This window comes from Flavimobilis rhizosphaerae (assembly GCF_014852685.1).
In the GTDB taxonomy this organism is placed as follows: Bacteria; Actinomycetota; Actinomycetes; order Actinomycetales; family Cellulomonadaceae; genus Flavimobilis; species Flavimobilis rhizosphaerae.
In genome coordinates this window covers 510,789-533,763 of sequence record NZ_JACZDF010000001.1, presented here as the reverse complement: position 1 = coordinate 533,763, position 22,975 = coordinate 510,789, and the positions used below count along the sequence as shown (strand labels likewise).

Sequence of the window (22,975 nt, the reverse complement as noted above, 5' to 3'; positions counted from 1 at the left end):
GTCACCCATCCTGCCGGACGCCGCCAGCGTCGTCTCCGGCAGACTCGGCGCCGCCTGGTCCGTCGTCGCCCATCTCGACGGATTGACGCGTGACCCCCTTTGAATGGTCGGAAGCCGTCAATCCGTCGTGAAGCTGGAGGCCCGTGGCGAGGGGCTCAGCCGCGAGGGGCGCAGTCCCGGGGAGGGTCGCAAGGCCTGCGAGCGCCGCCTGCTCCTGGAAGTCGGGCACCGCCGCGACGAGCTCGTCGAACGTCCCGCGCGCCGCGATCGAGCCGTCGGCCATGAAGCACACCTGGTCGGAGTGGCGGATGGTCGAGAGCCTGTGCGCGACCGCGATGAGCGTGACCTTGCCCCGCAGCCCGGCGATCGCGGCCGCGACGGACGCCTCGGTCTGCGTGTCGAGGGCGCTCGTCGCCTCGTCGAGCACGAGGACGAGAGGGTCGGAGTACAGGGCGCGCGCGATGCCGAGCCGCTGCCGCTGCCCGCCGGAGAGCGCCATGCCGCGGTCGCCGATGCGAGCGTCGAGCCCGCCCTCGCGAGCCTCGACGACGTCGAGCAGCTGCGCGCTCGCGAGGCATGCGCGCACCTTGTCGCGGTCGAGGTCGTCGGTCCACGTGAGCGCGACGTTCTGCGCGACCGAGCCGTCGAACAGCGCGACGTCCTGCGGCACGTAGCCGACGCGCGCCCGCCACGCCGCGAGGACGTCGGCGAGGTCCTGGTCGTCGACGCGCATCGTGCCGCTCTGCGGCACGAGCAGGCCGAGGAGCACGTCGACGAGGGTCGACTTGCCGGCGCCCGAGGACCCGACGAGAGCGAGCGACGAGCCGAGCGGCAGGTCGAGGTCGACGTCGCGGATCGCCTCGGTGTGCGAACCGGGGTAGGTAAAGCCGACGCCGCGCAGCGTGAGGCGTGTTGGCTCGCCAGCGAGCGGCTCGCGCCCGCCGGTCTCGGCGGCGCGGAGGTAGCCCTCGGCCGCCTCGATGTCGCCGATGACGGCGGTGACGTTGGGGATGTTCGCGGCGGTCGTCGCGACGACGGCCTGGAATCCCGTGATCGCGGGGACCATGCGGAAGCCGGCGACGCCGAACATCGCGAGCGCCCCGAACGCACCGCCGGGCCCGTCCATGAGGTACGCAGCGCCGCCGACGAGGAGGAAGCCGCCGACGATCGCGGTCTCGACGACGTAGCGCGGCACGGCCGCGAGGAACGAGAGGTTCGCGCGGGCACGGACGGTGTGGGCGCGGTTGGCGCGGACGACGTCGGCGACCTCGCCGGCCTTGTCGCGCAGCGTGATCTCCTTGAGCGCGCCGACCATCTCCGTCATGAGTCGCGCGACGCGGAAGGAGTAGTCGCGGTTGACGCGTCCGGCCTGCACGGAGCGCCGCGAGACGACGCGGTAGAGCAGGAGCCCGACGAGCCCGAGGTACACGAGCGTGATCGCGGCCGTCACGGGCTCGGTGACGACGAGGACGAGGAGCACGGACGCGAACGTCGCGGCGAGCGCGGGCAGTCCCGCGACAGGCAGGAGGAAGCCCGCGGTCGCGTTGGCGATGCCGACGTCGGCGAGCCGCACGAGCTGCGACGTCGAGCGTGAGAGCCGGTCGGTCCACGGCGCGCGGATGTAGGCGTCGAAGAGGCGGTCGCCGATCTCGAGCTCGTAGGCGGCGAAGCGCCGCGTGACGATCCACTGGAGGGTCACGGAGAGTACGCCCTTGAGGAGGATGAGCCCGGAGACGATGCCAATGACGGCGACGTTCCCGATCGCCCCGACGAGCGGCAGCGACGCGTCGTCGCCCGCGAGCATAGGCGCGAGCGAGACTGCGAGGAGCGCGAGGGCCGCGACGTCGAGCAGCGAGAGGCACGCGTTGGCGACCATGTAGGTGCGCAGGAACCGCTGCGCCCGGCCGGGCAGGAGCGGCACGAGCCGCCGCCAGGTGCGCCAGATGAGCTTCACGAACGTCCGTCCTCGGGGGCCGCGCCAGCTGCGCGGCGGTCGCGCCATCGTCGCACGTGGGCGGCGACGGTCGCCCCGACGTGCGCGACGCTCGCGTGCTCGCGGGCCCACGCGGCGAGGCCCGCGGCGCGCTCGGCGCCGGCGGGGGCCCCGAGCGCGGCGATCATCGCGGCCGCGACCTCCTCGACGTCGTACGCGACGGCCTGCCCGAGCTCGTGCTCGCGGACGAGGGGGACGGCGGGTCCGGGTCCGGCGAAGACGACGGGCGTGCCGCACGCCGCGGCGGCGAACGTCTTCGTCGGCAGCGCGAGGTCGTAGCCGACGCCGGGACGCACGGAGACGAGCGCGGCGGCGGCGTTGCCGATCCATGCGGCGGCCTGGGGTGCGGGAACGACGGGATGCAGGTGGACCGCGCCGGGCACGAGCTCGTCGGCGAGGGCGCGCAGCGTCTCGAAGTCGGAGCCCTGGCCGAGGATGACGAGCTCAGCGTCGGGCACGGTCTCGCGGACGTGCGCGAGGGCGCGCACGAAGACGTCGGCGCCCTGCCATGCGGACGTCGTGCCCGCGTAGACGAGGTAGCGTCCGGGGGCGCCCTGCGGGCGCGGCAGCCCGGGCCGGAAGACGTCCGTGTCGACGCCGTTGCGGACGACGAGGACCTCGGGACGCCGCGCTCGACGACGCGTCGCACCGCCCGCGACGAGCGCCTCGACGCGCTCGGCGACGTCGGGTGATACGGCGACGACTCCGCGCGCCCCGCGCATCGCCCAGCCCTCGACGGCCGCGAGCAGCCGCGTGACGAGCCCGGGGACGGACCCGTCGCCCGCGGTCGCGTCGGACCACACGTCGGCCGCGTAGTAGACGTACGGCAGGCGTCGGACGGCGCACGCGACGCGGACCATCGCACCGGTCGTGGGCGGGGGCTCGGCGACGACGACGTCGGGGCGTGGCACGGCGAGCAGCCGCACGAGCAGCGGCACGTCGAACGAGAGGTACGGCAGGTAGCCGCGCACGTAGCCCGTGCGGTCGCGCAGCACGGGGGCGCGTTCGACGCGCACGCGCGCGCCGCGCAGGTCCTCGTCGGCGTCGCGCGCACGCTCGCGCTCGGAGCGCCGCGCCCACGTCGTCAGCACCGTGACGGCGTGGCGCTCGTCGGGCGCGGCCGGGTCCGGGGAGCCGAGCGCGCGTGCGAGCGCCTCGAGCCGGAAGGACGCGGCGGCGGGCTCGGGCGCGAAGATCCGCGTCGCGAGGACCGCGTGCCGCCGGACCTCGCGGCGACGCGCACCGCCCGAGGCGGGGGCGCCGACGGGCGCCGCACCCGAGGGTGCGGCGCCCGTGCCGTCGGCGTACGTGCCGTCGTCGTGCGCGGGAACCGTCACAGGCGGACGGTCTCCTGCGTCTGCGCGGAGCGCTTGGCGGCCTCGGCGACGCGGAGCGTCGCGAGCCCCTCGGCCATCGACACCGTGCGGTTCTCGCCGCCGAGCACGGCGTCGCGGAACGCCTCGAGCTCGGTGCGCAGAGGCTCACGCTTGGCGATCGCGTAGCGCGTGACGTCGCCCTCGGCGACGCCGCGGAACGCCGCAACGGCGTCCCACTCCGTCTGCACGCGCCCGTTCTCGTAGAACGTCACGTCGGCGGTCGCGGTGTCGGCGATGAGCGTGCCCCGCTCGCCCGCGACGACCGTGAGGCGCTCCTTCATGGGCGAGAGCCAGTTGACCGTGTGGTTAACATTGACGCCGTTCGCGAGGCGGCCGGTGATGAGGACCATGTCCTCGTGCTCGCGGCCCGAGCGGAACGACGTCTGCGCCGAGACGGTCGTGTACGTCGACTGCGCGGCCCACGCGGTGAGGTCGATGTCGTGGGAGGCGAGGTCGAGGATGACGCCGACGTCCGCGATGCGTGCGGGGAAGGGGCCCTGGCGGCGGGTGGAGATCTGGTAGACCTCGCCGAGCTGTCCGTCGGCGATGCGGCGACGCACCTCCTGGATCGCGGGGTTGTACCGCTCGATGTGCCCGACGGCGCCGACGAGCACGGCGTCGTCGAAGGCCTTCGCCATGCGCTCGCCCGCGGCGGAGTCGACCGCGACGGGCTTCTCGACGAGCGTGTGGACACCCGCAGCGGCGAGCGTGAGCGCGGTCTCCTCGTGGAAGCGGGTGGGCACGGCGACGACGGCGAGGTCGATGCCCGCGTCCGCGAGCGCGGCCGCGTCGGGCAGGACCTCGAGCTTGCCGGCGACCCGGAACGGGTCGCCGCCCGGGTCGGCGACGGCGACGAGGTCGACGCCGTCCATCTCGCGGAAGACACGCACGTGGTGGCGCCCCATGGCGCCGATGCCGATGACGCCTGCGCGGAGGTTCGCCATCACGCACCTGCCCCGACGACGGCCGCGACGGCTGCGACGATGCGGTCGAGGTGCTCGGGGGTGAGCGAGGGGTGCACGGGCAGCGAGATGACCTCGCGCGCGGCGCGCTCGGTCTCGGGCAGCTCGAGCCCCGGCGCGAAGTGCTCGAGGGAGGCGAGGCGGTGGTTGGGGATCGGGTAGTAGACGCCCGAGCCCACCTGGTGCTCGGCCTTGAGCGCGGCGACGACGGCGTCGCGCTCGGCGCCCGTCGCGCCGTCGAGGCGGATCGTGTACTGGTGGTAGACGTGCACGGCGCCCTCGCGGACGGGCGGCACGACGACGCCGGCGACACCGGCGAGGCCGGCGTCGAGGAACGCGGCGTTGGCCTGGCGCTGGGCGGTCCACGCGTCGACCTTGCCGAGCTGGACGCGGCCGATCGCGGCGTGGATGTCGGTCATGCGGTTGTTGAAGCCGACGACCTCGTTCGCGTACTGCTTCTCCATGCCCTGGTTGCGCAGGAGACGCACGTTGCGGGCGACGTCCGCGTCGGCGCACGAGACCATGCCGCCCTCGCCGGACGTCATGTTCTTCGTCGGGTAGAGGCTGAACATCGCGAACGAGCCGAACGTGCCGACCTTTGCGCCGTCGAGGCTCGCCCCGTGGGCCTGCGCGGCGTCCTCGAAGAGCTGGACACCGCGGTCGGCGGCGAGCTTCTGGAACGCGGGGGCGTCAAAGGGGTGGCCGTAGAGGTGGACGGGCATGATGCCGGCGGTGCGCTCGGTGATGGCGGCCGCGGCGGCGGCCGGGTCCATGGCGAACGTGTCGGGCTCGATGTCGACGAAGACGGGCGTCGCGCCGGTGAGGGCGACGGAGTTGCCGGTCGCGGCGAACGTGAACGACGGCACGAGGACCTCGTCGCCGGGGCCGATGCCCGCGGCGAGGAGGCCGAGGTGGAGGCCCGCGGTGCCCGAGGACACGGCGACGCACTCGCGGCCGGCGACCATGTGGGCGCCGAACTCCTGCTCGAACGCAGCGACCTCGGGGCCCTGCGCGACCATGCCGGACCGCATGACGCGGTCGACCGCGGCCCGCTCGTCGTCGCCGATGATCGGCTTCGCCGGGGGGATGAACTCCAGCTCGCTCATGCGTTCTCGACCTCTCTGATGGTGTCGCCGGCGGGCTCGTACAGCCGGCCGGTCGCGGGGCAGCGGAAACGGTCGCCCTCGGCGACCAGGGGGTGTCCGGCGTGGCCGACCCAGCCGACCTGGCGCGCGGGCACGCCGCGGACGATCGCGTGCGCGGGGACGTCGCGGGAGACGACGGCGCCTGCGGCGACGGTCGCCCAGTCGCCGATGCTCACGGGGGCGATGCAGACGGCGCGCGCGCCGATCGAGGCGCCGCGCCCGACGGTGACGCCGACGGCGTGCCAGTCGGACGCGTCCTTGAGGGACCCGTCGGGGTTGATGGCGCGCGGGTACTGGTCGTTCGTGAGGACCGCGGCGGGGCCGACGAAGACGCCGTCGGCGAGCTCGGCGGGCTCGTAGACGAGCGCGTAGTTCTGGACCTTGCAGTGGTCACCGAGGCGGACGCCGGTGCCGATGTAGGCGCCGCGGCCGACGATGCAGCCCTCGCCGAGGACGGCCTGCTCGCGCACCTGCGCGAGGTGCCACACCGAGCTGCCCTCCCCGATCGTGGCCTCGTCCGACACGTCCGCGCTCGGCGCGATGCGCACTGCCATTCCAGCTCCGTCCAGGGGGTGACGTGGGGGCGCGCTCGCGCGCCGGTCGAGGTGCCGACCTCGGTCAGACTACCGCCGCGGGGGCCTCTTCCGGAGGACGATCGTCCGCCGGGACCCCGCGGGATGCCACAATGACGGGCATGAGCCGCCCTCCCGTCGACGATGCGTGGCTCGTCGTCCCCCTCTTCAACGAGGCGGCGGTCGTGGGTGACGTCGTGCGCGGCGTCCTGCCGACGTTCCCGCACGTCGTGTGCGTCGACGACGGCTCGTCGGACGGCTCGGCCGCGGTCGCGCGCGCTGCGGGCGCGCGGGTGCTCGAGCACCCCGTGAACCTCGGTCAGGGTGCGGCCCTGCAGACGGGCATCACGTACGCGCTCTCGCGCGGCGCGCGGTACGTCGTGACGTTCGACGCGGACGGCCAGCACCGGGTCGAGGACGCTGCCGACATGGTCGACCTCGCGCGTCGGGAGGACGTCGCGATCGTCTTCGGCTCGCGCTTCCTCGACGACCGCACGGACGCGGGCCTGCTCAAGCGGATCGTCCTCAAGGTCGCGGTGTGGTTCACGAACCAGTCGACGGGTCTGCGTCTCACGGACGCCCACAACGGTCTGCGTGTCATGCGGGCGGACGCGGCGCGGGGCGTGCGGCTGCGGCAGGACCGTATGGCGCACGCGAGCGAGATCGTCCTCCAGCTGGGGCGCACGCGCCTGCCGTGGCGTGAGCACCCGGTGCACGTCCTCTACACCGACTACTCGCGCGGCAAGGGCCAGTCGCTGTGGAACTCGGTGAACATCCTCGTCGACCTCGTGTTCCGGTAAGGCGGCGTCGTGCTCATCCAGGTCATCCTTCTCGTCGCGATCGGCTGGGTCGCGGTCGTCCTCAACCGGTCGACGGCGGATGCGCGTCACCAGGCGATCCGTCGGCTGCTGCTCGCGGCGTTCATCGTCGCGGCGGCGGCATCGGTGCTCTTCCCGTCGATCCTCTCGCGGATCGCGAACGTCATCGGAGTGGGGCGTGGCGCGGACCTCCTGCTCTACGGCCTCGTCATCGCGTTCCTCAGCTTCATCGCGACGTCGTTCCGGCGCATGAGCCGCATGCAGTCGCAGCTCACGGCTCTCGCGCGCGAGCTCACGCTCGCGCGGGCTGCGCTCGTCGACAGGGGCGTGGTCCCGGACGTGGCGGGGCCCGACGCTCCGACCCCGGGCGGCCCCGCGGTGTCGTCGGACGACCCGCGCGACGACTGAACGGCCATCTCCACAGTTCTCTCACCCGCCGGTTGCGGACCCGCCCGTCGCGGCTCCGGGGTCCGTCCTAGGATCGACGGGTGACCTGCCCGTTCCGTGCCCCCAGCCCCGCTTCGCGCGACGCCGCCGGCCCGTCGGCGGTGCACGCATGACGGACCGGTCCGGCCGCCCGCAGGGCTCGCCGCCTCCCAGCTTCTCGCCGCAGGGTGCGGGCGCGTCGCGTCCGTCCTCGGACGACGGCGCGGTCCCCGTCGGCGGTGCGAACGGGCCCGTCACGCACGTCCCTGCACGCCCGACGCGCCGGCCGACGACGGGTGGCACCCCGCGTGCCACGCGCTCGGGCGAGCCCGCGGGCCGGCCGGCGTCCGTCCCGCCGCGCACGACGTCGTCGGGGCGCCCGTCCGCCGAGGGTGCTCGTCCGGCGGGCACGCCGCAGCCCGGTGCGGGCCCGCGCGGTGCTGCGCCGTCCAGCACGGCTGCGGGGGGCACGTCAGGGCCCCGCCGCACGGTGTCGTCGACGCCCGGAGCGGCACGGCCTGCGAGCCGTCCGGCTGCTGCTCGCCCGGCTGAGGCGCGACCCGCGTCGGTCCGGCCCGTCGCGTCACGTCCCTCGCCTGCGCGGACTGCCGCGGCCGGCCCGCTCGACCTCGACGCAGACGGTCCCGGGGAGGACGGCAGCCCGTCGCGCAGCTTCCGGCTGCGCCCGGGGAGGATCGCGGCGGTCGTCGCGGTCCTCGCCCTCGCGGGGCTCATCGCGTGGCCCGTCGGGCTGGGACTGTGGGCGAACGGCAAGATCACGCACGTCGCCGCGCTCTCGGGCGCGGCCACGACGGACGGCACGACGTACCTGCTCGCGGGCTCGGACTCGCGCGAGGACGGTGCGATCCACGACGACGGCACGGCGGGCGCCCGCACGGACACGATCATGCTGCTCCACGTGCCTGACGACGGCCCGAACGCGCTCATCAGCCTGCCGCGCGACACGTTCGTCGAGATCGCAGGCCACGGCGGCCGCAAGCTCAACGCGTCGTACGCGTACGGAGGGCCCGAGCTCCTCGTCTCGACCGTCGAGGGTCTCACGGGCCTCACGGTCGACCACTACGTCGAGATCGGTCTCGGCGGCGTCAAGGAGCTTGTCGACGCGGTCGGCGGCGTCAACCTGTGCCTCGACTACAAGGTGCGGGACAAGAGGTCGGGCCTCAAGTGGAACCCCGGCTGCCACGACGTCGACGGGAAGAAGGCGCTCGCATTCGTCCGCATGCGCTATGCGGACCCGAAGGGCGACCTCGGGCGCGCCGAGCGTCAGCGGCAGCTCATCGGCGCGGTGACGAAGAAGGCCGCGAACTTCGGCACGGTCATCAACCCGGGCAAGCAGGTCGACCTCATCGACGCGGGCCTCGGTGCGATCGCGGCCGACGACGGCACAGGCATCACGGACCTGGGCCGGCTCGCACTTGCGTTCCGTGCCGCGACGGGCGAGGGCGGCGTCACAGGGACGCCGCCGGTCGCGAACGTCGACTACCGCCCGGGCGGAGGCGCGGGCTCGACGGTCCTTCTGGACCCGGAGAAGGCTCCGGCGTTCTGGGACGCGGTGCGCGACGGGACGCTCGAGCCGGGCCGCTACGACGGCGATGGTCGGGTCGAGGACGAGTAGAGCCAGGCCCCGGCTCCCCCCACGTCGCTTCCAGCCCCGCGCGTCGAGGCCCGACGCGCCGCGCGGTCAGCCCTCCGCTGCCGGCTCGGCACTGACGTCCGGCCCGGCCCTGCGGGTCGAGCGGGTATACGTGAAGGTCTGCAGGAACGCCCGAGCCCGGTCGCTGCGCGGGTTCGTGAAGAACTCCTCGGGCTCGGCCTCCTCGACGACGCGACCGCGGTCCATGAGAACGACCCTGTCGGCGACGGCACGCGCGAAGCCCATCTCGTGGGTGACGACGAGCATCGTCATACCGTTGTCGGCAAGCTCGACGACGACGTCGAGGACCTCGCGCACCATCTCGGGATCGAGGCTCGCGGTGATCTCGTCGAGCAGGAGGACCTCGGGCTGCATGGCGAGCGCCCGGACGATCGCGACGCGCTGACGCTGGCCGCCCGAGAGCTCGCGGGGGTAGGAGCCCGCCTTGTCGGCGAGGCCGACGCGCGCGAGCAGCTCGAGACCGCGCCGCTCGGCCTTGGCGCGGGGCGTCCCCGCAACCCTCACGGGCGCGAGAGTGAGGTTCCCGAGAACCGTGAGGTGGTTGAAGAGTTCATAGCTCTGGAACACCATGCCGACGCGCTGGCGCACCGTCTCCCACCGGGTGCCGCTGCCGGTGATCTGGCTGCCGTCGAGCGCGATCGCGCCGCCGGTGAGCGGTTCGAGGCCGTTGACGGTGCGAAGCAGCGTCGACTTGCCGCAACCCGAGGGGCCGACGATCACGACGACCTCCCCGCGTCGGACGGTGAGGTCGACGCCGTCGAGCGCTGTGACGCCCCCGGGGTAGGTCTTGCGGACGTCGCGCAGCTCGAGCACTGGCGCGTCGGTCGTGGTGGTCATCGTGACTCCCATCGGGTCTCGAGGCGTCGTGCGAGCACCGAGACCGGGTAGCACACGACGAAGTAGAGGCCGAGCACAAGGCCGTAGACCCAGAAGGCGGCCTCGGGGTGCTCGAAGCGGTTGGCGTCGATGATCTGCTGGGCGACCTTGAGGACCTCGACGACGCCGATGAGCACGACGAGCGACGTCGTCTTGACGAGCCGCGTCGTGAGGTTGACGGTCAGCGGCGCGAGGCGCCGCACCGTCTGCGGCAGCACGACGAGCCGCTGCACCTGTCCCGGAGCGAGCCCGAGCGCGCGGGCGCTGTCGACCTGGTGCTCGGGGATCGACGTCACGGCGCCACGGACGAGGTCGCCCATCTCGGCGGCGCCCCACAGTCCCAGGACGAGGACCGACGTGGCGGTGCCCGAGAGCGAGACGATGCCCTCGCGCGCGAGGTCGAAGTAGACGACGAAGAGCAGGACGAGCTGCGGGACGATCCGCATCGTCTCGACGTAGCCGCGCGTGAGCACCTGGACGAGCGCGCCGCGGCGCGTCATCGCGAGGCCGAGCGGGACGCCGCAGACGAGCGCGACCGCGAGGGAGGCGAGCGCGATGCCGACGGTCGTGCCGAGACCTTCGAGCAGTCGCACGAGGTTGCGCCCTTCAAGGAGGACCTCAAGACCCGAGACCGGCACGACGCCACCTCCCCTCGAGGGCCCGGGCACCGAGCGCGACGGGCAGGAGGATCACGAGATAGGCGACGACGAGAAGGGTGAGCGCCTCGCGGGTGTCGTAGCTCGAACCGATGATGTCCTTAGCGACGTACATGAGGTCGGGCAGCGCGACGACAGAGACGACCGAGGTCTCCTTGACGAGGAAGATGACGTTCGCGGTGAGAGCGGGGACGGCGACAGCGACGCCCTGCGGCAGGACGACGTGCCGCAGGGCGGCGCCGCGAGACATGCCGAGGCTCAGCGCTCCGTCGACCTGGCTCGCGTCGACGGCGTCGAGGCCCGAGCGCAGCGCCTCGGCCATGTAGCCGCCGCCGAGGAAGGTGAGCCCGATGATCGCGCACGCCTCCCCCGACCACACGACGCCGACCTTGGGCAGCGCGAAGTAGAGGAAGAACAGCTGCACGACGAGCGGGGTGTTGCGTGCGAGCTCGACGTAGGCGCGCACGGCCTGTCGCCCGACGGGCACCCGGAAGTGCTCGACGGCCGCGCACACGAGACCGACAGTGAGAGCCCCGAGGATCCCGAGGGCCGCGATGCGGACGGTGACGACCGCCGCGCGCGCGAACAGCGGCGCGTGCTCGAGCAGGACGTCGGGGCTCACGGGCGCGGCTCCCGGGCACGGAGGCGCCGATGGCGCGGCCCGCAGGTGCGGGCCGCGCCAACGACAGGGCTTCGGGTCACCTGACGACGCCACCCTCGACGACGAGCTCGTCGGCGGAGACATCCGTGCCGTAGACCGGTTCGAGCGTCTTCGTGTACGCGGCGTGGAAGAAGTTCTCCTTGCCGAGCGTCACGAGCTCGTCGTCGAGCCAGCGCAGAAGGTCGGCGTTGCCCTTCTGGACGGCGGCGGCGATCGAGTCCTGCGGGCCGAGCGACGCGATCGTCGTCGAGAACCCGTCGTTGTTCTTCGCCCAGGCGAGCGCCTCGGTGTTGTCGGTCACCCAGGCCGCACCGCGGCCGTCGAGGAGGGCGTTGGTGACCTCCGTGTACTGCTCGTACTTCTGGATCTTCACCTCGGGGTGGTGTGCCTCGAGGTAGGTCTCGGCGGTCGTGCCACGCACGACGAGGACATCCTTGCCGTCGAGCTGCGCGACGTCGGTGATCGGCGCACCGTCGGGGCTCACGACCCCGAGCGAGACCTTGAGGTAGGGCTTGGCGAAGTCGACCTTCTCGGCGCGCTCCTCGGTGACCGTGAAGTTCGCGAGGATGATGTCGACCTTCCCGCTCGTGAGGTACTCGACGCGGGCGGCGGCCTCGACGGGGACGAGCTCGAGCGTGACGCCGAGATCCTTCGCGACGCGCTCGGCGTACTCGATGTCGTAGCCGACGTAGGCGCCGGAGGAGTCGACCGAGCCGAACGGTGCCTTGTCGGAGAACACGCCGATGCGGACCTTGCCGGCCTCCTGGATCTGGGCGACGGTGCGTGGGCCGGTGGCCGCGCCCTGGGAGCGGCCGAACGCGAGCCAGGTGACGACGCCTGCGAGTGCAAGGGCGGCGACGACGATCGCGGCGACGAGGGTCGTGCGGCGCTTCGGCGCGGCAGCGACCTCGCCGGTCGCGTCGGGGGTGGTGCCGGGGGTGGTGGACATGATCTCTCCTCAGAGGAGGCACGAAGGCCGGTTGATGACGGGGCGTGGTGGCTTGACGGGGGGTGCGGTGCGCCGCCCGACGTCACCCGACGCCCTCGGGGACCGAGCTGTGCGAGGGGTCCACAACGGTCGGTCCACGGGGATGTCTGGGGACGCGGGCGTGCACCGCGCGTCACAGGTCGCTGCTCGCCAGGGGAAGCGGCCGGGCGGGTCCGCAGGGCGCGGCCCGTCGCGAGAGCTCGTCACTGGACGCGGCGCAGGACATCAGGCTCGCTGGACCCTCGACGGGTCGGCGGTGTCCTGCGGGGCTCAGACGCCGGGGGCGTCAGCGGGTGCTACGACAGCAGCGCCCGGGACGTCGACACTCCACGGCGAGGCGCACGTGCCGGCCGAGGTCGCACATTCGGTGCTGGGTGTCGAGGAACATGGCGAGACCATACGACTCCCCGGCGGCGCACGTCACGACCCGCACACATTCGTCCGACCTTTGAGATCGGGCCGTCACCATCCTGCGCTGTGAGCGGGCGACGCCGCGGACCCGAACCCGGGCGACGCGCAAGCGCCGCGCGGACCGGTCGCGGCAGACAGCTCGCGAGAGCCTGCTCTCCGCGCCCCTACTCCCCGCGCGCGAACGCCTCGCGGAGCACGGCGCCCTTGGCCTGGGCGACGTCGCGGAGGTCCTCCTGGAAACCGCGCATGCGGGCACGCAGGACCTCAGAGGCCTCGTCGGTGCCAGCACCGAGGATCCGCGCTGCGAGGAGGCCCGCGTTGCGGGCCCCGCCGACGGAGACGGTCGCGACGGGCACGCCCGCGGGCATCTGGACGATCGAGAGCAGCGAGTCCATGCCGTCGAGGTGCTTGAGCGGCACCGGCACGCCGATGACAGGGAGCTCGGTGACGGCGGCGAGCATGCCGGGCAGGTGGGCCGCTCCCCCGGCGCCCGCGATGATGACCCGCAGGCCGCGCGCCGAGGCTTCGCGCCCGTAGTCGATCATCTCGGTGGGCATGCGGTGCGCGGAGACGACGTCGACCTCGACGGGCACGTCGAACTCGGCGAGGGCCTCGGCGGCGAGGCGCATGACGGGCCAGTCGGAGTCGGACCCCATGACGATGCCGACGACGGGGGCGGGCGTGGTGCTCATGCGGATCTCCTGAGGCGCGACGGGGCTGGTGGGTTCACTCGCCGCGCAGGCGCGCGGCGGCGACGACGGCGCGACGACGGACGTCGTCGAGGTCGTCGCCCGAGACGTTGACGTGGCCGAGCTTGCGGCCGGGGCGCACGGCCTTGCCGTAGAGGTTGACGCGCGCGCCGGGGTCGGCCGCGAGGATCGCGGGCAGGGCGTCGGTGAGCTCGCCGAGCGTCGAGCCGAGGACGTTCGCCATGACGGTCCACGGGGCTCGCGGCGAGGTGTCGCCGAGCGGCAGGTCGAGGACGGCCCGCAGGTGCTGCTCGAACTGGCTCGTCACGGCGCCGTCGATCGTCCAGTGGCCCGAGTTGTGGGGGCGCATCGCAAGCTCGTTGACGAGCACGCGACCGTCGACCTCGAACATCTCGACGGCGAGGACGCCCGTGACGCCGAGACCCGTGACGACGGTCTCGGCGATGCGGCGAGCCTCGGCCTCGAGCTCGGCGGAGAGCCCGGGTGCTGGGGCGATGACCTCGGAGCACACGCCGTCACGCTGGACGGACTCGACGACGGGGTACGTCGCGACGTCGCCCGACGGGCGTCGTGCGACAAGCGCGGCGAGCTCGCGCGTGAAGGGCACGCGCTCCTCGACGAGGAGGGCGGGGCCGCCGGCGGCGACGGCCGAGAACCAGTCGTCGACCTCGTCGGCGGAGCGGACGACGCGCACGCCCTTGCCGTCGTAGCCGCCGCGGCTCGTCTTGACGACGGCGGTGCCGTCGCCGTCGGCGAGGAACGTGGCGAGCGCGGAGCGGCCCGCTGCGGGCTCGGTCGGCAGCGGCGCCCAGCGGGGGCACGGGACACCGAGCTCGGTGAGACGCTCGCGCATGACGATCTTGTCCTGCGCGTGGACGAGCGCCGCGGGGCCGGGGTGGACGGGCACACCGTCCGCGGCGATCTCGTCGAGGAGGGAGAACGGCACGTGCTCGTGCTCGAACGTGAGGACGGCGGCGCGGGCCCGCCCAGCGTCGGTCGCGAGCGCCCCTGACGTGCCGGCGACGAGCGCGCGCACGGCGTCGGCGTCCGAGGCGGCCCCCACAGGGGCGTCAGCGAGGACCTGCGCCGCCGAGCCGTCCGGGGCCTCGACGAGGACGCGCAGGTGCACCCCCAGCTCGCCTGCGGCCGGAGCCATCATCCGGGCCAGCTGGCCCCCACCCACGACTGCGACTACCGGTGCGCTCACGGTCCCCAAGGGTACGCGAGGCTAGGAAGGTGTTCCGGGCGTGACCGTCTCACGGGACGCGAGGGCCTCGGTGCCGGTCACGGACGCCCCGGCGGTCTCCGCGATGTCGGCCTCGGCGTCCTGGGACTCTGTGAAGACGAACGTGCGGTACGCGAAGTACCGGAAGATCATACCGAGAACGAGGCCGACAAGGTTGGCCACGTTGTCGGCGACGACGGTCGAGAGCCCGAGGACGTACCGCGAGAACCCGAGGCAGCCGACCGAGATGAGCAGGCCGCCGACGTTGACGACGGCGAACCCGGCGAACTCCCGCACCCGGTTCGACGTCTTGCGCGCCGTGAACGTCCAGTACCGGTTGCCGATCCAGGCGACGACGGTCGCGACCCCGACCGCGATGCCGCGCGAGACGAGCGGCTTGTGCCCGAGGATCTCGCCGGGCCCGTGGACGAGCAGGTTGAAGACGCCCATGTCGACGAAGAACGCCACGCCCCCGACCGACCCAAAGCGCAAGAGCTCCCAGAACCGGGAGACGACGAACTCGCGCAGGGTCCTGAAAACGGACGTGACGGTCGTTGGCATGCGGTGAGCCTATCGTCGTGCGTGGGGCGAGGAGTGCGGGAGATCCCTCATGTCAACCCGCATCTCACGTCGGTGGTCTGCGCCGCCTGCTCCAGCCCGAGGAGACGACCGACCCGACGGGCAGGACGACCTCGGGGTCGAGCGACTTGGGCACGCCGACGAGGAAGAGCGAGAAGACGGGCGGGCGCCGCTGGGAGAGCTCGAGCCGTGCACCGTCGGCCGCCGCGAGGTCGCGTGCGAGCGCGAGCCCGAGTCCCGTGCCGGCGCCCGAGGTCACCTCGCGCTCGAAGACGTGGGGCGCAAGATCGTCGGGCACACCCGGGCCCTCGTCGCTCACCTCGACGACGACGGCGCCGCTCGTGCCGGGACGCGCCCGCACGGTCGTCGTCCCGCCGCCGTGCTTGATCGAGTTCTCGACGAGGGTCGCGATGATCTGCGCGAGGCTCCCCGGCGTCGCGAGGACGGTCGTCGCGGCGTCGACGTCGACGACGAGCCGACGCCCGAGCGCCGTGTACGTGGGGCTCCACTCCTCGACCTGCTGGGCGACGACGTCCGCGAGGACGACAGCCTCGTTGTTGCCTCCGAGCGAGCGGCGCGACCGGGAGAGCAGGTCGTCGACGACGGTGACGAGGCGTTCGATCTGCTCGAGCGAGACACGCGCCTCCTCCTGGACGACGTCGTTGTCCGGCGCGGAGAGCGCCATCTCCTCGATGCGCATCGTCAGGGCGGTGAGCGGCGTGCGTAGCTGGTGGGAGGCGTCGGACGCGAACTGTCGCTCGACGGCGAGCCGTTTCGCGAGCCGGTCCGACGAGCGGGCGAGCTCGGCGGCGACGAGGTCGATCTCCTCGATGCCCGACGGTTCGAGGCGCGGGCGCGTCTGCCCGGAGCCGATCTGCTCGGCGGACGCGGAGAGGTAGAGCAGAGGCGCGGCGAGCCGGTTGGCCTGCCAGATCGCGACGACGATCCCCGCGCCGACAGCGACGACGGCGGCGACGCCGACGAGGACGATGATCTGCGCGGAGCGCACGTAGAGGTCCCACGACGAGACGCGGACCTCGACGATGGCCTTGGCGTCGGACAGTGCGAGCGTCTTCGTCACGCGGCCGGTGACGGGCTCGCCCGCGTCGATGATCTCGCCCGCCGGGCCGATGACGTGGATGTAGGCCGAGAGCCGGCCGTTGCCGCCGACGTAGCCGTCGAGCATGTCCGCGGCGAGCTCGGCGTCACGCGCGACGCGCCCGTCGATGGCGCGCGCGATGTTCTGTGCGCGGATCTGCAGCTCGCGCACCTCGTTGTCCTTGACGAGCTGGGCGCCGAGGAACGCGAGCGGGAAGCCGAGGAGCAGCACCGCGACCGCGACCGCGGAGAGGGTCGCGAGGATGAGGCGGCGGCGCATCCGGAGGTTCTCTCAGCAGGTGGCGGTCAGCGAGGACGCGTCAGCGGGCGCCGGTCTCGAACCGGAACCCCATGCCGCGCACGGTCGAGATGTAGCGCGGGGAGTTCGCGTCGTCGCCGAGCTTGCGGCGCAGCCACGAGACGTGCATGTCGAGGGTCTTCGTCGAGCCGACGAGCTCGGAGCCCCAGACCTCACGCATGAGCGTGTCCCGCACGACGACGGTGCCGACGTTCGCGACGAGCACGCGCAGGAGGTCGAACTCCTTCGTCGTGAGGTGCAGCTCGCGGTCCGCCTGGAATGCACGGTGCGCCGCGACGTCGACCCGGACGTCTTGCGCGCGGATCTCGTCCTCGGCCTCGACCTCGCCGTGCGTGCGGCGCAGGAGCGCCCGGACGCGGGCGAGGAGCTCGGCGAGGCGGAACGGCTTCGTCACGTAGTCGTCGGCGCCCGCGTCGAGGCCCACGACGAGATCGACCTCGTCGGCGCGGGCGGTGAGCACGAGGACCGGCGTCGTGAGGCCCTGGGCGCGGATGGCGCGGGCGACGTCGAGACCGTCCATGTCGGGGAGCCCGAGGTCGAGGACGACGAGGTCGACGTCCGTCGCGCTCTGCAGCGCCCCCTGCCCCGTCCCCTGCACGATGACGTGGTAGCCCTCTCGGGTGAGCGCGCGGGCCAGCGGCTCGCTGATCGCCGGATCGTCCTCGGCAAGAAGCACGTTCGTCATTCCCCCATGCTAGGTCATGGGCTTGCCAAGTTCGTGCCCACTCGCGGTTTCCACCCGTCGAGTGTCATGAGCGTCACGTCGCCGCGTCATGACGTCAGTCGTCCGGCGGACCCGGCACCCGTCCGCTCGTCCCGCAGGATGACGCGGCCCGCGAATACCACGCCCTACGCTTGCGGGGTGTCCGACCTCGATCCCCCCACCTCCTGGTGGCAGCGCCTCCAGCAGTCGTGGGAGCGCAACGCGCTGAAGATCGACGTCGCGTGGACCGTGCTCGCCCTCGTCCTCATGTGGGTGGCCAGCGGCGCAAGCTCCGAGTACGGCTTCTGGGCGACCCTCTTCATCGCACCACTCGCGGTGCGTCGCCGCTTCCCCGTCACGTCCGTCGTCGCGGTCTACTCGGTGGGGCTCGTCTACACGTTGAGCGCCGGGACGGACACCGGCAACCCCGGGATGGTCGCCGTCCTCGCCGCCCTGTACTCGGTGACCGTCCACGGGCCACGTTGGGCCTACCGCACCGCGATGGTCGCGGGAGCGGCGGGAGCCGCGCTCTGGTCGGCGGTCATGTGGGCGAACTACACCGGCTACGGCCCCGACAGGCTCTCCGGCGCGTTCATCACGGTCACGCTCATGGTGCTCGCCGAGCTCGCGGTGTGGGGATTCGCGCTCACCCGCCGCGCCCGCAAGGACATGGTCGCGACCCTCATCGACCGCGCCGAGCGGCTCGAGCGCGAGCGCGACCAGCAGGCACGCATCGCGACCGCCGCAGAGCGCACGCGCATCGCGCGCGAGATGCACGACATCGTCGCGCACTCGCTCTCCGTCATCATCGCGCAGGCCGACGGCGGCCGGTACGTCGTGCGACAGGACCCTGCGGCGGGCGAGCGCGTGCTCGGCACGATCGCGGAGACGGGTCGTGACGCGCTCGCCGACATGCGCCGCTTGCTCGGGGTACTGCGCGAGCCGGACTCCGCGCGCCCCACGGCCCCGCTTCCGGGCGGTTCGGTCGGCGTCACGCCGACCGCCGCGAGCGCCGACACCGCCCCGCAGCCCGCCGCGGGCGACCTCGAGCAGCTCGTCGCGCAGGTGCGCGCGACCGGTCTCGACGTGTCGTTCGTCCGCATGGGCTCGCCCCGTCCCCTCCCTCCGGGGGTCGGGCTCGCGGTGTACCGCGTGTGCCAGGAGTCCCTCACGAACGTCCTCAAGCATGCGGGCCCCGGCCCGCGGGTCACGGTCCTCGTGACGTGGGGGACGACGACGCTCACGCTCGACGTCTCCGACGACGGGCGCGGCGCGTCTGCCGGGAGCGACGGCGCGGGCCAGGGTCTTCTCGGCATGACGGAACGTGCCACGATGTTCGGCGGGAGCCTCACGGCGGGCCCGCGTCCCGGCGGCGGGTTCCGCGTCCACCTCGAGGTCCCCCTGCCGGGCGGGGGCGCGACGCCCCTGCCACCCGCTGCACCGGCACCCGCAGCCGCACCGACCCAGGAGCCCACGTGACCCTCGAGCCCGCACCCGACGCGATCCGCGTCGCTCTCGTCGACGACCAGCAGCTCGTCCGGGCGGGCTTCCGCATGGTCATCGACTCCCAGCCGGACCTCACGGTGACGCTCGAGGCAGGTGACGGCGCGCAGGCGGTCCGCCTTCTCGTCGACCACCCTGTCGACGTCGTCCTCATGGACGTCCGCATGCCCGAGCTCGACGGGCTCTCGGCGACCGCGCGGCTCACCGAGGCGTGGCATGCGCGGCTGCCCGCGGACCGGCAGCCCCGCATCATCGTCCTCACGACGTTCGACCTCGACGAGTACGTCATGGAGGCCATCCGCGCAGGCGCGAGCGGTTTCCTCCTCAAGGACGCCCCGCCCGAGGAGATGCTCGCCGCGATCCGCACCGTCCACCGCGGGGACGCGGTCATCGCGCCGTCGAGCACCCGTCGTCTCATCGAGCACATGGCGGGCGCGCTGCCCGCCCCCGCTGCCTCTGACCCGGGCGCCGACCCGCGCATCGCGTCGCTCACGGAGCGTGAGCGCGAGGTCCTCGTCCTCATGGCCCGGGGCCGCTCGAACACGGAGATCGGCGCGGACCTCTTCGTCGCCGAGGCGACCGTGAAGACGCACGTCGGCCGGATCCTCGCGAAGCTCGGTGCCCGCGACCGCGTCCAGGCGGTCGTCACGTCGTACGAGACGGGTCTCGTCACCCCCGGGAGCTGACGCGCGTACGACCGTGGGATGACCTCGTGTCGCCCACGGACCCCACCGGGGCACGACGACCCGCACGAGGTGCCGTCGGTAGCGTCGGAGGAGCCGGCGGGCCCCCGCCCGCCTCTCCCCCGGAACGTACGAGGAGCACCTCCATGAACACCACCGTCGTCCCCGGTTCGACGGGCACGGTCAGCGCCCGCGGCCTCACGAAGGTCTACGGCAAGGGCGCCGGCCAGGTCGTCGCGCTCGACCACGTCGACGTCGACTTCGCACCCGGCCGATTCACCGCGATCATGGGCCCCTCGGGCTCGGGCAAGTCGACGCTCATGCACCTGCTCGCGGGCCTCGACTCCGCGACGAGCGGCTCGTCGCGCATCGGGGACACCGAGATCACGGCGCTCGGCGACGACGCCCTCACCGAGCTGCGCCGCACGCGCATCGGCTTCGTCTTCCAGTCGTTCAACCTCCTGCCGATGTTCACGGCCGAGCAGAACATCCTCCTTCCGCTCGACCTCGGCGGGAACAAGGTCGACAAGGAGTGGTTCGCGACGCTCGTGCAGACCCTCGGTCTCGGCGAGCGCCTCACGCACCGCCCCGCGGAGCTCTCCGGCGGTCAGCAGCAGCGCGTCGCGATCGCACGCGCCCTCATCACGAAGCCCGACGTCGTCTTCGCGGACGAGCCCACGGGCAACCTCGACTCGCGCTCGGGCGCCGAGGTGCTGAGCTTCCTGCGCCGCTCCGTGCGCGAGCTCGGCCGCACGATCATCATGGTGACGCACGACCCCGCGGCCGCCGCGTACGCGGACCGGGTCGTGCTCATCGCCGACGGCCGCATCGCGGGCGACATCTCCGACCCGACGCCCGAGTCGGTTCTCGCGGGCCTCGACGCCCTGCGCACCCTCGAGACGACGCCCGTCGCGGCGACGCCGGGCGGGGGGCAGGCCTGATGTTCCGGCTCACCTTCGCGCAGATGCGCAAGTCGGTCGGGAAGCTCGTCTCGGCCGGCATCGCCATCGCGATCGGCACGGCGTTCGTCGCCGCGACGCTCCTCGCGGGCAACATCATGACGTCGACGTCGACCGACTCGGTCGCAGCGACCCTCGCCGACGCGGACGCCCACCTCGACCTGGGCGGGACGGTGGGGCTCGCCCCGGAGGCGATCACCTCGCTCGACGCGACCGCCGGTGTCGCCGTCGTGAGTCCGCAGGTGCAGACCTACATCAACGTCCGTCGCGGTGAGCGCGAGGTGGGGACGCTCGCCGTCTCCGCCGCCGCCGAACCTCGCCTCGAGGCCCAGAAGCTCACGAGCGGTGCCTGGCCCGCCGCGACGAACGAGGTCGCCCTCCCCGCGGCCGTCGCCGAGAGGCTCGGCGCGACCGTCAGCGGGACCGTCGACATCGTCGGGTACACCTTCGACGAGGCGAAGGGCGAGAGCGAGGAGACGACGACGACGGTCACCGTCACGGGTCTCCTCGACGACCCGTCCGGCGCGTACGTCTCGTTCGACGGCGCTCTCGTCGGTCAGGTCGACGACGTGCTCGCGTGGAACGGCGGCTCGCTCGTCACGAGCGCGCTCGTCACGCTCGACGCCGGCGCCGACCCGGCGACGGTCCTCCCGGCGCTCGCCGACGCGGCACGCGCGGAGCTCGTCGCCGCAGGCACGTCGGACGAGGACGCCGCGCAGGTCCGGGCGCTCACGAAGCAGCAGTACGCCGACGAGCGCATCGCCCAGCTGAGCGGCGACACCAACACCGTCATGTACGTCGTCCTCGCCTTCGGCGCCCTCGCGCTCGTCGTCGCGGGGCTCGTCATCGCCAACACGTTCCAGGTGCTCGTCGCGCAGCGCACCCGCACGCTCGCGCTCCTGCGCTGCGTCGGCGCGACGAAGAAGCAGCTGCGCGCGTCCGTCCTCCTCGAGGCGGGCGTGCTCGGGACGCTCGCATCGCTCACCGGCATCCTCGTCGGCGCGATCGGCGTCCAGGCGCTCCTCGCGGTCCTCGGCACGCGCGACCTCGGTGTGCCGCTCCCCCAGACGATCGAGGTGACGCCGGCTGTCGTCCTCGTGCCGCTCATCGCAGGCGTCGTCGTCACGGTCCTCGCGGCGTTCGCACCGGCCCGCGGAGCGACGCGCGTCGCGCCGCTCGCAGCGCTCCGACCCGCCGACGCACCCTCCGTGCGCGGCGGCTCGAAGGCACGGCTCCTCCTCGCGGTCGTCCTCACCGTCGTCGGTGGGGCGATGCTCGCGGGCGGGATCGCCGTCGCGAACGCCGGTGAGGAGCCGCGGCCCGAGATCGGTCTCCTCCTCGGCATCCCGGGCGGTGCGCTGTCGTTCGTCGGGCTCATCGTCGGGTCCGTGTTCTGGATCCCCGCGGTCGCGGCCGGCATCGGCGCACTCCTGTCCCGCACGGGAGCCTCGGCGCGCCTCGCGTCGGCCAACACGCTGCGCAACCCGCGCCGCACGGCCGCGACGAGCACGGCGCTGCTCATCGGTGTGACGCTCGTCGCGATGATGTCGACCGGTGCCGCGAGCGCGCGCGCCACGTTCAACGACCAGCTCGACTCGCACTTCGCGGTCGACGTCCTCGTCGAGGCCAGCGGCTCGAGCGACGGCAGCGGCAATCTCGACACGGTGCGCGAGAAGGTCGCCGCCGTGCCCGGCGTCGCCGCGACCGTGCCCGTGACCTCGACGTACGTCGACAAGATCGAGCTCACGCTCCCCGACGGTCCGGTCCCGCTCGGGAGCACCGAGGTGAGCGGCATCGACCCGACCGCAGCACGCACGGTCCTCCACGACCCCCGCAAGATCGACGGGCTCGAGGACGGCGTCCTCCTCGTCGACTCGTCGCGAGAGCTCCACCTCGCTGCGACGGGCGCGGTCGTCACGCGTGCCGACGGTACGACGCTCGACCTGCGCGTCAAGGTCATCACCGGCGGCCTCGGCACGCACATGGTGACGGCGACGACGATGAAGCAGATCGCGCCCGACGCGACCGCGTCGACGCTCTTCGTGCGGCTCGACTCCGACAACCCCGTCCGCACGGTCGACGACATCCGGACGCAGGTCCAGGACCTCGGTGCGTGGGTCACGGGCGCCGTCGCGGAGCGCGCGATGTTCGAGCAGGTCATCAACGTCCTCCTCGCGGTCGTCGTGGGTCTGCTCGCGGTCGCGGTCGTCATCGCCCTCATCGGCGTGACGAACACGCTCTCGCTCTCGGTCCTCGAGCGGCAGCGGGAGAACGCGACCCTGCGCGCGATCGGACTGTCGCGGAAGCAGCTGCGCAGCACTCTCGCGATCGAGGGTCTGCTCATCGCGATCGTCGGCACGCTCCTCGGCGTCGTGCTCGGGCTCGTCTACGGCTGGTCCGGCGCGGCGACGGTGCTCGGATCGTTCGGCGACGTGTCGTACGCGGTGCCGTGGCGTGACATCGCGCTCGCGCTCGTCGTCTCGGTCGTCGCGGGCCTGCTCGCGTCGGTCCTGCCGGCGCGGCGCGCGGTGCGTACCTCGCCCGTCGAGGCGCTCGCGGTCGACTGACGCCCTCGGCGCCCACCTGACGGACGGCCCTGTGGACGGGGATCCCCTCCCCGACCGCAGGGCCGTCCCG

Annotated in this window: 21 protein-coding genes; 7 read left to right on the top strand and 14 right to left on the bottom strand. The window is 73.0% G+C overall.

From position 1 onward, the window contains the following. Position 1: 1 nt before the first annotated feature. The 5 genes from IGS67_RS02285 to IGS67_RS02265 are packed head-to-tail and all read right to left on the bottom strand — an operon-like array spanning position 2 to position 6,030. Positions 2 to 1,954, bottom strand: a complete 1,953-nt coding sequence (locus IGS67_RS02285; RefSeq protein ID WP_192277404.1) for an ABC transporter ATP-binding protein — start codon at positions 1,952 to 1,954, stop codon at positions 2 to 4. Continuing rightward, complete coding sequence (locus IGS67_RS14260; RefSeq protein ID WP_328741368.1) at positions 1,951 to 3,330, bottom strand: glycosyltransferase; 1,380 nt, start codon at positions 3,328 to 3,330, stop codon at positions 1,951 to 1,953. Before IGS67_RS14260 ends, IGS67_RS02285 begins: the two co-directional genes overlap by 4 nt. Continuing rightward, positions 3,327 to 4,313: a Gfo/Idh/MocA family protein gene (locus tag IGS67_RS02275; RefSeq protein ID WP_192277402.1), complete on the bottom strand. Its 987-nt coding sequence runs from the start codon at positions 4,311 to 4,313 to the stop codon at positions 3,327 to 3,329. Before IGS67_RS02275 ends, IGS67_RS14260 begins: the two co-directional genes overlap by 4 nt. Then, positions 4,313 to 5,437 carry a DegT/DnrJ/EryC1/StrS family aminotransferase gene (locus IGS67_RS02270; RefSeq protein ID WP_192277400.1) on the bottom strand — a complete coding sequence of 375 codons (1,125 nt, stop codon included), beginning with the start codon at positions 5,435 to 5,437 and terminating at the stop codon, positions 4,313 to 4,315. The genes IGS67_RS02275 and IGS67_RS02270 overlap by 1 nt, the downstream gene beginning before the upstream one ends. Continuing rightward, entirely contained in the window at positions 5,434 to 6,030 is a 597-nt protein-coding gene (locus IGS67_RS02265; RefSeq protein ID WP_192277398.1) for an acyltransferase, read from the bottom strand. Before IGS67_RS02265 ends, IGS67_RS02270 begins: the two co-directional genes overlap by 4 nt. A gap of 140 nt (positions 6,031 to 6,170) precedes the next feature. Between IGS67_RS02265 and IGS67_RS02260 the strand changes: the two genes are divergently transcribed. The 3 genes from IGS67_RS02260 (at position 6,171) to IGS67_RS02250 (ending at position 8,928) form a co-directional block, all read left to right on the top strand. Further along, complete coding sequence (locus IGS67_RS02260; RefSeq protein ID WP_235977480.1) at positions 6,171 to 6,848, top strand: glycosyltransferase family 2 protein; 678 nt, start codon at positions 6,171 to 6,173, stop codon at positions 6,846 to 6,848. A 9-nt stretch (positions 6,849 to 6,857) separates the two neighbouring features. Next, entirely contained in the window at positions 6,858 to 7,274 is a 417-nt protein-coding gene (locus IGS67_RS02255; protein WP_192277396.1) for a DUF2304 domain-containing protein, read from the top strand. 148 nt (positions 7,275 to 7,422) lie between these two features. Further along, positions 7,423 to 8,928, top strand: a complete 1,506-nt coding sequence (locus tag IGS67_RS02250) for an LCP family protein (RefSeq protein ID WP_192277394.1) — start codon at positions 7,423 to 7,425, stop codon at positions 8,926 to 8,928. A 66-nt stretch (positions 8,929 to 8,994) separates the two neighbouring features. On the opposite strand, the gene IGS67_RS02245 is transcribed toward IGS67_RS02250, so the two are convergent. From IGS67_RS02245 to IGS67_RS02205, 9 genes are all read right to left on the bottom strand, one after another. Further along, positions 8,995 to 9,804: an amino acid ABC transporter ATP-binding protein gene (locus IGS67_RS02245; RefSeq protein WP_192277392.1), complete on the bottom strand. Its 810-nt coding sequence runs from the start codon at positions 9,802 to 9,804 to the stop codon at positions 8,995 to 8,997. Then, complete coding sequence (locus IGS67_RS02240; protein WP_192277390.1) at positions 9,801 to 10,481, bottom strand: amino acid ABC transporter permease; 681 nt, start codon at positions 10,479 to 10,481, stop codon at positions 9,801 to 9,803. The genes IGS67_RS02245 and IGS67_RS02240 overlap by 4 nt, the downstream gene beginning before the upstream one ends. Beyond that, positions 10,462 to 11,121: an amino acid ABC transporter permease gene (locus IGS67_RS02235; protein WP_192277388.1), complete on the bottom strand. Its 660-nt coding sequence runs from the start codon at positions 11,119 to 11,121 to the stop codon at positions 10,462 to 10,464. Before IGS67_RS02235 ends, IGS67_RS02240 begins: the two co-directional genes overlap by 20 nt. Before the next feature lie 76 nt (positions 11,122 to 11,197). After that, a complete protein-coding gene (locus IGS67_RS02230; RefSeq protein WP_192277386.1) occupies positions 11,198 to 12,109 on the bottom strand; it encodes a cysteine ABC transporter substrate-binding protein in 912 nt (303 codons plus the stop codon). Between the two features lie 614 nt (positions 12,110 to 12,723). After that, on the bottom strand, positions 12,724 to 13,251 hold the full coding sequence (gene purE / locus IGS67_RS02225; RefSeq protein WP_192277384.1) for a 5-(carboxyamino)imidazole ribonucleotide mutase: 528 nt from the start codon (positions 13,249 to 13,251) through the stop codon (positions 12,724 to 12,726). A gap of 34 nt (positions 13,252 to 13,285) precedes the next feature. Beyond that, the gene (locus tag IGS67_RS02220; RefSeq protein WP_192277382.1) at positions 13,286 to 14,476 is read right to left on the bottom strand and encodes a 5-(carboxyamino)imidazole ribonucleotide synthase; all 1,191 of its coding nucleotides are present in this window, start codon (positions 14,474 to 14,476) and stop codon (positions 13,286 to 13,288) included. Between the two features lie 21 nt (positions 14,477 to 14,497). Further along, positions 14,498 to 15,055: a GtrA family protein gene (locus IGS67_RS02215; RefSeq protein WP_192277380.1), complete on the bottom strand. Its 558-nt coding sequence runs from the start codon at positions 15,053 to 15,055 to the stop codon at positions 14,498 to 14,500. A gap of 64 nt (positions 15,056 to 15,119) precedes the next feature. Further along, the gene (locus IGS67_RS02210) at positions 15,120 to 16,451 is read right to left on the bottom strand and encodes a sensor histidine kinase (RefSeq protein WP_192277378.1); all 1,332 of its coding nucleotides are present in this window, start codon (positions 16,449 to 16,451) and stop codon (positions 15,120 to 15,122) included. 40 nt (positions 16,452 to 16,491) lie between these two features. Continuing rightward, positions 16,492 to 17,175, bottom strand: coding sequence for a response regulator transcription factor (locus IGS67_RS02205; protein ID WP_192277376.1), 684 nt, complete (start codon positions 17,173 to 17,175; stop codon positions 16,492 to 16,494). A 177-nt stretch (positions 17,176 to 17,352) separates the two neighbouring features. Here IGS67_RS02205 and IGS67_RS02200 point away from each other — a divergent pair, with 177 nt between their 5' ends. The 4 genes from IGS67_RS02200 (at position 17,353) to IGS67_RS02185 (ending at position 22,905) form a co-directional block, all read left to right on the top strand. After that, entirely contained in the window at positions 17,353 to 18,672 is a 1,320-nt protein-coding gene (locus tag IGS67_RS02200) for a sensor histidine kinase (RefSeq protein ID WP_328741367.1), read from the top strand. Beyond that, positions 18,669 to 19,382, top strand: a complete 714-nt coding sequence (locus IGS67_RS02195) for a response regulator (protein ID WP_192277372.1) — start codon at positions 18,669 to 18,671, stop codon at positions 19,380 to 19,382. Before IGS67_RS02200 ends, IGS67_RS02195 begins: the two co-directional genes overlap by 4 nt. Positions 19,383 to 19,525: 143 nt before the next feature. Continuing rightward, on the top strand, positions 19,526 to 20,320 hold the full coding sequence (locus IGS67_RS02190; protein WP_192277370.1) for an ABC transporter ATP-binding protein: 795 nt from the start codon (positions 19,526 to 19,528) through the stop codon (positions 20,318 to 20,320). Then, complete coding sequence (locus tag IGS67_RS02185; protein ID WP_192277369.1) at positions 20,320 to 22,905, top strand: ABC transporter permease; 2,586 nt, start codon at positions 20,320 to 20,322, stop codon at positions 22,903 to 22,905. The genes IGS67_RS02190 and IGS67_RS02185 overlap by 1 nt, the downstream gene beginning before the upstream one ends. Positions 22,906 to 22,975: the final 70 nt, after the last annotated feature.